Here is an 11,353-nt window from a genome sequence, read left to right as displayed (position 1 = left end):
CATTCTGGCTTTAGTTGTCAATATCGAATCTGAAATTCTAAACGCGTTTAACTATTATCATGTTGTTTTACGTACTATATTTTTTTTTGACAACTCGCATTATATTTACTAATATTTACTTCTTGGAGGAAAAATGAGCACACCACTTGTAGAGCTGACCGTCCAGAAACTTCGTGAATATGTGAGCACCGCAAAGCTCACAAATGACCATCGGCTCCCTGCCGAGACTGTCCTGGCCAATGAACTGGGAGTATCACGGCCGGTTTTACGCGACGCGCTTTCCATACTTAAAAGCGAGGGGATAATTGAGGCACGCCGAGGCTCGGGTAATTTTGCCAAACCAGACCCTGCCGCTCAGTCGGAGTTCTCGCGTCCGAAAAATATGAATGATTTGGAAAGTTGTTTGCGATTTCGAGTCGTTATTGAATGTTCGGCCGCCGAAGAAGCCGCCGCAAGGCGGGACGACAAGGATATCGCGTTCATTGCAGCAACAATAGACGCGATGCAAACTGGTGGGCAATCGGCGCAAAGCATTGCCGAGACCGATCTCGACTTTCACCTGTCAATCGCCCGCGCGACGAAGAATCCATACTATGCAATGACACTGCAGTTTCTTCGTCCTGATATTCTGTTTGGGCTTGAACTCGGCCGACAGTTGCGCTCAGTCCCTACAAACGTTACCTCTAAGCGCGTGAAAGAAGAACATCTCCTGATTTTCGATGCGATCCGCCTCGGCGAACCCGCGCAGGCAAACGCGCGAATGCGACAACATCTTACGTCGGGCATTGAGCGGCTATTTGGGACAAGAAGCTGGTAACGTCGAATTGGAGAAACAGGCATATTTTTCTGTCAGCTTCTCCTGATTACAGAAGCCAGGCTGCTTGGTTGGTGACTATCACTTAGAGTAAGAGTCAAGAACACGTGCCATCAGCCGTTGCAGATTGCCAGTCAAGAATCGTCACTCGATAAGTTTAGATAACCGATTTCAATCTAGGATTAGCAGTAGTTGGCTCATCCGCTAGTGTCGCATATGGCGGGCATGTAGACTGACAGCTTCTAGCAAGCACGGTACTGAGGAGAACTCCCTCGTCGCTTGCATGGCGTTCCATACCAGACGTAAGATTAAACCATGTTGGAAGAAAAGACTCAGTCACTACGAATTATCCCGTTTACCGAACTTCCGTTAGGCTTTGATCTGCTCTGCGATGAAGCCGCAGCAGATGGGATAAGGTTTATGGGTCGATTTCGCACCGAATGGGAAAACGGCGTGAATCGTTTTGATGCTGCAGGCGAAATGGTTATTGGAGCTTTCATTGGCCGCGAACTCGCCGCTGTTGGGGGCCTGAACATTGACCACTATATGAATGATCCACACATAGGGCGGCTGCGGCACCTATACGTCCGTAGATCAGATCGTAGAAACGGTCTGGCAACGGAGGTCGTACGAGCGCTTGTAAAAGGAGGGAGAGGTCATTTTCACACGATCAGACTTCTCACGGATACCGATACCGGCTGCGCATTTTATGACAAAATTGGCTTCACTCGCAGCGATTCTTCGACCGCGACGCACAAACTCGCATTGATCATTGGTCGCACCTGATAGCTACTTCATACTTTATTGGCTTTCCCCACCAACGTTTTGTGGGGCATTTATGTAGCGGATCTATTGTGAAGCTAAGACAACGACTGCATCAACAGAACTTTTCATCGGATTTTCAACGTGTTCACCGCATCGCCGGTTCCCGATGAACTATCGCGATCGTAAGCTCGTCGCGGCTGATGCGTCCGGCGCTAAGAATTCTCAAAGCCTGTATCGATGAACGGAGAGACATAAACATTGACTGGGTAAGACGCTCGTCGAGCCTTGCCAAGGCTTCGCTGGCGCACGCCCGCGGCGATAGCAGTAGCCAAGGCAGACTTGTTGACGTTTTGATGTTTCTGATTCCAAATCAGAAACATTGGTACCTTTAAAGCGGGCATGAACTGGCGGATTTGAAACCGGGCCGAATTGTCGACACTAACTGATCCGTTTTATGTGCTTTCCCGAAGATTTTGAAGTAGAGTGTTGATTGCCCGGGAAACCTCGATGTCCACGCTGATGAGGGCGACCCTATTTTCCTGAATGGCCATGTAACCAAGCTGCATAGATATAATGCGTACTATTACGAGGCCAGCCACGGTCCAATGACTGTTTCCATTAGCGTCAATCCCGCTGACAGTGTTGCCATGCCCTACCCGACAGGGTTCTGGAAATGGTCTCTGTCCAAAACAGTTTAAGCTCTATCCTAACCATCAAATGCTCAGACTGAACACCTAGAATTTAATGTTACTGATCGCGGAAATTGCAAGAAAATAGCTTTGTTGCATGTAACTTGAGATTCCTATCCGTCTTCAAGTCTTTTAAATATCAATTTTATATACGTAATTTGTGTAGTAAAAACATATACTTAAATTATGCATTTTAGATTCCCCTCCACCTATAGACAGCTTAGATTATCTATGCGTATAGTTGTAACGATCCCTATTAAAGGGATGTTATAAAAAGGGAACCGTTGATTATGATCTCAAGACGTAAATTCTTGAATTATTCTGCTTTGACTGGAACTGCGCTTGCTATGCCGAGTTTTTTTCGCAACGCAGCAGCAGCAAATGAGACAATCAATATCGGCATTCCTGTGCCAATCTCCGGGGCATTTGCGGCTAACGGAAAATATGCCTCGATGGGAGCAATTCTGGCAGCAGAAGAGGCGGAAAAGAAGCACGGTATCAAAGTCAAAACATTCGATCTGGATACAGAAGGCAAACCTGCTGTTGCTGTTCGTAAAGTGCAGGATGCCATTGAGCAAAATGGCATCAAGTTGTTTGCTGGCGGTATTCTTTCTTCTGAGTCCCTTGCTATGGGTAAAGAGGCGACCAAAGCTAACGCAACATTATTTACCACTGCCGGTGCTGACGAATTAACCGGTGTTGATTGCAATAAAGGTACCTATCGTTGGAGCGTGCCGACATATGGTGCGATTGAGCAGACGGTTCGCCCTATCATAGAGCAAATGCCAGAAGTGAAGCGATGGTATACGATCACACCGCAATATGTGTTTGGTGATGGTTTGCTCAATGCCGCAAAAAATGTATTTGCCGAAAAAGGTGCTGAGCATGTCGGCAATAGTTATCACTCACTGACAGAAAAAGAGTTTAGTGGTTATCTAACCAATGCGATTGCAGCAAAGCCTGATGCATTGCTGATCCTGAACTTTGGCGCGCAATCTTCTGATACGCTGCGTCAGGCCATCAGCTTTGGCCTGAAAAACCGTATGAAAATTGTTGTGGCATGGGCATCCGGTCTTGAACAATTTCAAGGTTTAGGACCTGACTTGAGTGAAGATGTTTATTTCGGTGCACAATATTGGCACGGTGTGGATGCGCCAGCGAATAAGGCATTGGCAGAGCTGACGCAGGCCAAATACGGCGAGGCTCCTAACTATTCGCTCGCGGGCTCATATCTGATGACAAAACTGCTGATTGATGCTGCGGTTCAGGCAGGCAGCACCGACGGCGATGCCATCGCCAAAGTACTCAATGACATGAAATATGACGGCATAACCGGCGAAGAGCTCATCCGTGCCGGCGATCATCAGGTTATAAAAGACTATTACTTGCTGAAGGGTAAGGCTAAATCGGCGATGAAGGACAATATTGATTATGCTGATGTTGTGTCATCAGGCAAATCATTCCTCGATCCCGAGGCTGCCGGTTGTAAAATGGGCTAAGCCTTAAAGGTCGATTTTTACCTGATGCAGCTCACATGTGCGGGCATTCAACTATGCCCGCGCTTGCTTCTTACTTTCAGGAGAATTCTGGTGATTTACTTGTTCCAGATGCTGAACGGCATCGGGCTAGGGATGCTTTATTTCCTGCTCGCCGTCGGACTTAGCGTTATTTTCGGACTATTACAGTTTGTAAACTTTGCCCATGGTGCATTTTATCTGTTGGGAGCCTATCTGGCTTATGATCTGGTTGAACGCGGTTTCAGCTTTTGGGTAGCAATGCCCGTTGCAACCGTGACTGTGGCGGTACTAGCGGCAATAACCGAAGCGGTATTGCTGCGCCGTATTTATAAATTGCCGCACACATTCCATATTTTGGTAACGGTTGGTATGGCACTCGCCATTCAGGAGATGGTTATCATCATCTGGGGCCCGTTGGGCGGCAGTGTTGCGGCACCGGCTGCGTTAAGCGGCGTGTTCATCTGGGGCGACTTCATCTATCCTCAATATCGTATTTTCGTGATCGTTTTCACAGCCATTCTGGCCGCTCTTTTGTGGTGGTTGCTGGAAGGAACCAGGCTTGGCGCGATTGTACGCGCGGGCTCTGAATCCTCGGACAATATGGCCCTGCTTGGATATAATACCCTGCGTATCAACACGGCTATTTTCGCCCTTGGTGCAGGTCTCGCTGGGCTTGCCGGCGCCTTGGTTGCACCAATTCGTGGTGTCGAGCCGTTTATGGGTATTGATGCACTCGGTATCGCATTTGTTGTCGTCGTGATTGGCGGTATGGGCAGTTATACAGGCGCACTGGTCGCCGGTATTTTGGTTGGTGTGTTGCAAAGTATGATGGCTACAATCTGGCCGGAAGGTGCACGACTGATCATTTATGTGGGTATGGCACTGGTTATCATTTCAATGCCGCGCGGCCTGTTCGGGAGAGCATAAATCATGAAGACCCTGAACAATCCCTACTTTCAGTTTCTATTAGCTGTGGTCGCCGTCCTCGTTATGCCGCTTCTTATGAAATCCGGTATTTTGGCAACCGAAATCTTGATTTTTGCACTCGCGGTTACAGCTTGCAATCTGTTGTTGGGCTATACCGGACTCCTATCTTTCGGACAGGGCATTTTCTTTGGCTCTGGGAGCTATATTGCCGGTATTTTGCTCACGCGCACAGGCATTCCTGCTGGCTTGATGTTGCCGGTAGCGATTGTTGGTGGTGCAGCTTTGGCGGCTTTGGTAGGATGGTTTGCCATCCGCAGACAAGGTGTCTACTTCGTAATGCTGACCCTTGCCTTCTCACAGCTTTTCTTCTTTTTGGCCTATACATTCAGCGATCTCACGGGTGGTGACAATGGTCTTCTGGATGTGCCTCGTCCAAGTTTTGCAGGCGAGACACTTTCATCACCCTGGTCATATTATGTCTATGTTGCGATAGTCTTCCTCGTCGTCTTTGCGTTGCTCCTGCGTGCTATTCAATCAACGTTCGGGCGAACTCTAATAGCCATTCGTGAGAACGAAGAACGCGCGATCGCTGTCGGTTATCCGATCAAAGCATTTAAAGTGGCAGCATTCGCCATTTCTGGCGCCGTCACAGCTTTGGCCGGTGCATTGCATGCCATGCTAATTGGTGTGGCTCCGCTGACCAATATTGAACATCACACCAGTGAAGTCATTTTGATAATGACCATTATCGGCGGCAGTACTAGTTTGATTGCCTCTGTTATCGGTGCCGCGAGTTATTTACTATTGGCTGATTGGCTCTCGGTCATCTGGCCGCGATGGCTGCTTTTGCTCGGCCTGGCACTGATCGTTGTATCGCTTTTTGCCCAAAAAGGTCTCTGGGGATTGCTGGAAAAATTGGTTGCAGCACTCTCGTCAAGGCGTGAAGAGGCCGCAAAACCGGATGCCGCGGAGGAGAAGTGATATGAGTAATATTCATCCAACAAGTTCCTCAGCCAAAATTGCCTTGGAAACAAAAGGCGTTGGCATCACATACGGCAAATTCGTTGCTCTTGCAGATGTCGACCTTTCGATTAAAGCTAACAGTGTCCACTCCATTATTGGGCCAAATGGTGCAGGAAAAACGACACTTTTTCACGCACTCACCGGTCGTGTAAAAGCATCATCCGGTTCGATACATCTTTATGGCAAAGACATCACCTCGGCATCTGCTGAGGAGCGCGTCCAGCTTGGTGTTGCCCGTTCATTTCAGGTCACCAGCCTCTTCCCGACACTGGATGTTTTTGAAAATCTTCGTCTTGCCGCTCAAGGCAAAACACCATGGCAGGCACTGGCACCTTGGCGAAGTGCAAATAGTAATCTTGAAACACTCAAGACGGCTGAACATGTGATGGAACGCCTGAACCTCGCCCATGTGCGCTCAAGGGCGGCAGGTGAACTTTCCCATGGCCAACAAAGACGGTTGGAAGTTGGAATGGCAATGGCCTCGAAACCGCTCGTCATCCTGATGGATGAACCGACATCGGGTATGGGTATTGATGATATTGAGGACATGAAGCGCCTGATTAAAGATCTGGGACGCGATCATACAGTTCTGTTTATCGAGCATAACATGGGCATTGTGATGAATATCAGCGATACCGTGACAGTGATGCGCGCGGGTCGCAAACTTGTGGAAGGTCCGCCTGCCTTTGTGCGTGATGATCCTGAAGTAAGACGAGCTTATCTCGGCAATATGATCACAGGAGATATCGCATGAGTGCTTTTCTTCAAGTGGAAAATATTCATAGCTATTATGGTAAAAGCCACATTGTACAAGGTGTTTCGCTGCAAGTGAATGCAGGTGAAATTGTCACCCTTCTTGGCCGTAATGGAGCGGGTAAAAGCTCAACTCTGAAATCCATCAGCGGATTGCTGACGCCTGCAAAAGGCCGCGTGATGGTTGCCGGAAAAAATATGGCGGGATTGCCTGCCTATAAGATATCGCAACAAGGTCTGGCTATGGTTCCCGAAGACCGCGGTATCTTCAGCATGCTGACGGTTGAAGAAAATCTTCAAATTTCCCAACGTAAAAACTCACCTTGGTCGATGGCGGACATTTACCAGATTTTTCCGCGTCTGGAAGAACGCCGGAAAAACGGTGGTAGCCAGCTTTCGGGTGGTGAGCAGCAGATGCTTTCCATCGCACGAGCACTTCTAAATAATCCCAAGCTTTTGATGCTGGATGAACCGGTGGAAGGCTTAGCGCCGGTCATCGTGGAGGAGATTGTTGAGCAGATCAAAAAAATCCGTGCTTCCGGAGTTCCCATTCTGTTGATCGAGCAAAATCTGGCCGTCTGTACGGCACTTGCCGATCGTCATTATATTCTGGAATTGGGGCGCATCGTCTATCAAGGAACTGCACAGGAATTTATTGCTGATACTGATGCGCGAGACCGCTATCTGGGCGTTAAAGCGAATTAACATGCCGTGTTTGCCCAAGGAGGCGCACTTTTAATGTCTAACATGATTGTCGATGAAAACCGCTTATGGAACAGCCTGATGGAAACCGCAAAAATTGGCGGCCTTCCAAATGGCGGCGTGGCTCGCCTGACGCTTACTGAGCACGATAAAAATGTCCGCAACTGGTTGACAGCCCAATGTGAAAAACTGGGCATGAGCGTCAAAATTGATGAAGTCGGTAATATGTTTGCCTTTCGTGAGGGGCGTAACAATTCACTCGCCCCAATTGCAATGGGTAGTCATCTCGATACACAGCCGACTGGCGGTAAATTCGATGGTATTTTGGGTGTGCTTGGCGGGTTGGAAGTGCTGCGCACACTCGATCAAAGCGGCTATCTCACTGAAGCGCCGTTGATGCTGGTCAACTGGACGAATGAAGAAGGCTCACGCTTTGCACCTGCCATGCTTGGCTCAGGGGTTTATGCAGGCGTTTACAGTCGAGATTATGCTGATAACCGGGAAGATATTGAGGGGGTGAAATTCGGTGCTGCACTGGATGAGATAGACTATCGCGGAGAGGCGACAAAGCAAGAGACAGGCTTTGGCGCTATGTTTGAATTGCACATCGAACAAGGGCCGATTCTTGAGGCACATGAAAAGCTAATTGGCATTGTTCAAGGTGTTCAAGGAATGCGCTGGTATGAGGGACAGCTCATTGGTTGTGCAGCGCATACAGGTTCGACGCCGATGAGCATGCGTCGCAATGCCCTGCTGGGCGCTGCTCGTCTCATTTCATTTGTTGATGAGCTTGCTCACAAACATGCGCCCCATGCTGTCGGTACAATCGGTTTTATGGAAGTTAAGCCAAATTCCACCAATGTTATTCCGGGGGAAGCACACTTTACCATTGATATTCGCCATCCCGATGATGCTGTTCTGGATGACATGGAAGCCCGTCTCTTTGAGATGTTCGATCAACAAAAAGAAATGATTACGCTGAGTGGATCGCTCGAATGCATTTCAAGGACCGATGCTGTTGTGTTCAATTCTGATTGTATCGAAGCGGTGCGCCACGCTGCCAACAAGCACGGGTTTAGCAGTATGGATCTGATTTCTGGTGCCGGACATGATGCGGTGCACATCGCCACAATTGCACCGACAACCATGATTTTTGCGCCGAGTGAAGGTGGCTTAAGCCATAACGAGGCAGAAGCTACGAGCTCACTGGAATGTACGGCTGGTGTACAGGTTTTGCTTGATGCTGTGCTCTATTATGACCGCAAGGTTGCTGAACAGCAAAGTGCAGTTCGAGGATAAAAAATGCGAATTCTAATTGCGCGTCTCAACCACGAGACCAATAGTTTTTCACCGGTTGTTACGAATTTAGAGTCTTTCAACCCGCATTTTGATGCCGATGCTGCACAATTTGCCGACGGTTCCAACACGGCATTGGGGGCATTCTATGCTTATGCCGTACAGAAGAACGCCGAGATTATTGTGCCTCTGGCCGCAACCGCCAATCCAAGTGGGCCCGTGGAAGACGTGGCATTTGAGCGTCTTTCGTCCGCCATCATCGATGGTGTTGCCAAGGGTTGCGACCTTATTTTGCTTGATCTGCACGGTGCGATGGTGACGTGCTCTTATGATGATGGTGAGGGCGAGTTGTTGCGCCGTGTACGGGCTCTTGCGCCGACCACTCCGATTGGTGTGGCTCTTGATCTACATGGCAACATCACGCAGACTATTCTCGATAATTGCGATTGTATTGTTGGTTTTAAAACCTATCCGCATATTGATATGTTTGCGACCGGCGAGCATGTCACCCGCATCATCGACAAGATGTTGGATGATGGTTTGAAGCCTCAACAAGCGCTCAGTCACCCGCCGATGCTGGCCGCAACATTACGCATGAACACCAATGAAGATTGCGCGATGACGGATGTCATTAATCTGGCGAAGGAAGCTGAGAAACGTGAAGGCATTTATGCTGTAACGGTTTTTGGTGGATTTCCGATCGCTGATTTAAAAGAAACAGGCCTCTCCGTCGTAGTAGTTGCGGATAACAGCGATCTGGCGCAAACAGTGGCAGCAGAAATTGCAGGTGTGGCATGGCAACGTCGTGGCGAATTTTTATATACCGAAATACCGCTTGAAACGTCAGTCACGGAAGCAACGCGAGAACGTCAGAAAGTTTCGTCCGGCTATATCCTTATGCTTGATCATGGCGACAACTGCATGTCGGGTGGCACATGCGAAATTATGGATGTATTACAAGCTACCCTTGAAGCGGGGCTCACCAATATTGTGGCCGGACCGTTCAGTGACCCTGATGTTGTTGAGCAGCTGTTTAAGGCAGGCGTCGGGGCAAAGATGACGATCAAACTCGGCAACAAAATAGCTGCTGATGATTTTGTCGCTCCGCAATCACCTCTTGAGTTGACTGGTACAGTGACAGCTCTCAGTGATGGAGATTATACTGTCTCCGGTCCGATTTATACGGGCCAATTATGTCATATGGGGCGCAGTGTTGCATTCAAAACGAAAGAAGCAAAAATTCTGATCACCGAATTGCCACATGAGCCATGGGATTTGGGGGTATTCAACTGCGCCAATATTGATCCTTTGCAAGCCGACTACCTGATATTAAAGTCGCGCATGTATTGTCGCCCTGTATTTGAACCTCAAGCTTTAGCTGTTGTTGAGTGTGCGAGCGGTGGTGTAACAAGTTCCAATTACCAATTATTTTCGTTCAAAAAATTAGCAAGGCCCATTTATCCTCTCGATAATAAGGTCGTCTGGCAGTGACGGGATACAATATGAATCAGGTGTCAGGCAAAATGGATAAGACGGTTAAGTTTAAACGCATAAAACTCTCGGATCAGATTGCCGAGGATTTACGGCGAACGATCGCTGGCGATAAGATGGTCCCCGGTGACCGTTTACCGAATGAAAAAGCACTGATGGAACATTATTGCTGCGCAAAGGGCACTATTAGAGAAGCTTTGAAGGCACTAGAGGTTGAAGGTTTGATCGCTATGCAGTCCGGTCCCAATGGCGGGCCGGAAATTCAGCCATCTTCACTTGAAATTGCTATGCAACAGCTTCGTCAATATATGCATTTTCAGACACTGACGTTTCAAAATGTCTATGAAGTACGAAAATCAATTGAAGTGGCATTAGCACAGAGTGTGATGGGCAAACTCACAGATGATGATTATCGCAAACTGGAAGAGAATATTGAGATTTGTGTCAATGCCAATCGAGATAGTAACCGCACCGTCGGGCGTTCTGCGGAAACGGAATTTCATGACATTTTATGTGATGCTTCCGATAATCCGTTGCTGACTTTTATCTGCCGCTTTCTCAATAGTCTTTTGCGTGATCTGGTGAGTTTCCGGTCTCAAAGCCTGAAGGAGCATGAGCTGTTCGGCGACCATAATGTGGCTAGCCATATTGCGTTAGTTGAGGCCTTCAAGCGCCATGATAAGCAAGCTGCTGCAAAGATCATGGAAGATCATATGTGTTGCGCTGAAGATTTTATGTGCCAACTTGATGCTGCTTTCAACAGCGATTTGCTCAGCCGCTCATCCAGCTAACACAATAAAAACTACACCATAGCGAGTTCCTTAGAGTAGAAATAGAGACCATGCCGCCCTTTATTTTCGCACTGCGTACCGAGTTTTGATGGGAAGGATGGTTGTTGTCACGTTAAGTTTCACTGGCAGGAACGGTCGGCGGCTCGTAGATCTTCACGCGACACCGGCCGCGATTTTCGATTTATCGAAAGCTTCGAAGCGATAGTATCGAATTGTTTGTGCGGCCCGGCGGCGGGACGGAACAGAATATCAATTGCGGGTAGCTGAGTGCATGGAGACGAACCGTTGCAACATGCCTGGTGATCGGTGGCCTTGTATGGTTCGTTTCCCGTTTTCGAAACGGGAGACGCCGACCGGTGAAGGCGAAAGCCGCTTATCAAACTTCGACAAAGCCTCACTTGCACGCGCCAGTGGCGATAACAGTAATCGGGGCAGATTTGTCGGCGGTTCTTTTGTTTTTGAGTCGAAGTCAGTGGCCTTTGTTCCTTTAACGCGGGCATGAACTAGCCGATTTGAAACCAGGCCGAATTGTTGACACGAACTGATCCGTTATATGCGCTTTCCGGAAGATTTTGACGTAGAGTC

Annotated in this window: 10 protein-coding genes and 1 pseudogene; 10 read left to right on the top strand and 1 reads right to left on the bottom strand. The window is 48.4% G+C overall.

Annotated elements, in window-relative coordinates; all coding sequences use genetic code 11:
* Window positions 1-133 precede the first annotated feature (133 nt).
* The 10 genes from ACOZHT_RS23845 (at window position 134) to ACOZHT_RS23800 (ending at window position 10,768) form a co-directional block, all read left to right on the top strand.
* Complete coding sequence (locus ACOZHT_RS23845) at window positions 134-817, top strand: FadR/GntR family transcriptional regulator (protein WP_421566976.1); 684 nt, start codon at window positions 134-136, stop codon at window positions 815-817.
* A 312-nt stretch (window positions 818-1,129) separates the two neighbouring features.
* Entirely contained in the window at window positions 1,130-1,600 is a 471-nt protein-coding gene (locus ACOZHT_RS23840; RefSeq protein ID WP_421566974.1) for a GNAT family N-acetyltransferase, read from the top strand.
* 1,015 nt (window positions 1,601-2,615) lie between these two features.
* Window positions 2,616-3,767 (top strand): ABC transporter substrate-binding protein, encoded by a 1,152-nt coding sequence (locus ACOZHT_RS23835; protein WP_421566972.1) that lies wholly within the window; start codon window positions 2,616-2,618, stop codon window positions 3,765-3,767.
* 90 nt (window positions 3,768-3,857) lie between these two features.
* Window positions 3,858-4,712 (top strand): branched-chain amino acid ABC transporter permease, encoded by an 855-nt coding sequence (locus ACOZHT_RS23830; protein WP_421566970.1) that lies wholly within the window; start codon window positions 3,858-3,860, stop codon window positions 4,710-4,712.
* Between the two features lie 3 nt (window positions 4,713-4,715).
* Window positions 4,716-5,693: a branched-chain amino acid ABC transporter permease gene (locus ACOZHT_RS23825; RefSeq protein WP_421566968.1), complete on the top strand. Its 978-nt coding sequence runs from the start codon at window positions 4,716-4,718 to the stop codon at window positions 5,691-5,693.
* A 1-nt stretch (window position 5,694) separates the two neighbouring features.
* Entirely contained in the window at window positions 5,695-6,489 is a 795-nt protein-coding gene (locus ACOZHT_RS23820; RefSeq protein WP_421566966.1) for an ABC transporter ATP-binding protein, read from the top strand.
* Window positions 6,486-7,193, top strand: a complete 708-nt coding sequence (locus tag ACOZHT_RS23815) for an ABC transporter ATP-binding protein (protein WP_421566964.1) — start codon at window positions 6,486-6,488, stop codon at window positions 7,191-7,193. Before ACOZHT_RS23820 ends, ACOZHT_RS23815 begins: the two co-directional genes overlap by 4 nt.
* Before the next feature lie 33 nt (window positions 7,194-7,226).
* Entirely contained in the window at window positions 7,227-8,489 is a 1,263-nt protein-coding gene (locus tag ACOZHT_RS23810) for a M20 family metallo-hydrolase (protein WP_421566962.1), read from the top strand.
* A 3-nt stretch (window positions 8,490-8,492) separates the two neighbouring features.
* Window positions 8,493-9,977: a M81 family metallopeptidase gene (locus ACOZHT_RS23805; protein ID WP_421566960.1), complete on the top strand. Its 1,485-nt coding sequence runs from the start codon at window positions 8,493-8,495 to the stop codon at window positions 9,975-9,977.
* 32 nt (window positions 9,978-10,009) lie between these two features.
* Entirely contained in the window at window positions 10,010-10,768 is a 759-nt protein-coding gene (locus ACOZHT_RS23800) for a FadR/GntR family transcriptional regulator (protein ID WP_421566958.1), read from the top strand.
* Window positions 10,769-10,921: 153 nt separating this feature from the next.
* On the opposite strand, the pseudogene ACOZHT_RS23795 reads toward ACOZHT_RS23800, so the two are convergent.
* Window positions 10,922-11,114: pseudogene (locus ACOZHT_RS23795) on the bottom strand (IS6 family transposase); the annotation flags it as partial.
* Between the last annotated feature and the right edge of the window lie 239 nt (window positions 11,115-11,353).

It is taken from the genome of Ochrobactrum sp. EDr1-4, assembly GCF_049199085.1.
In the GTDB taxonomy this organism is placed as follows: domain Bacteria; phylum Pseudomonadota; class Alphaproteobacteria; order Rhizobiales; family Rhizobiaceae; genus Brucella.
This window is presented reverse-complemented; position numbering and strand designations above follow the sequence as displayed.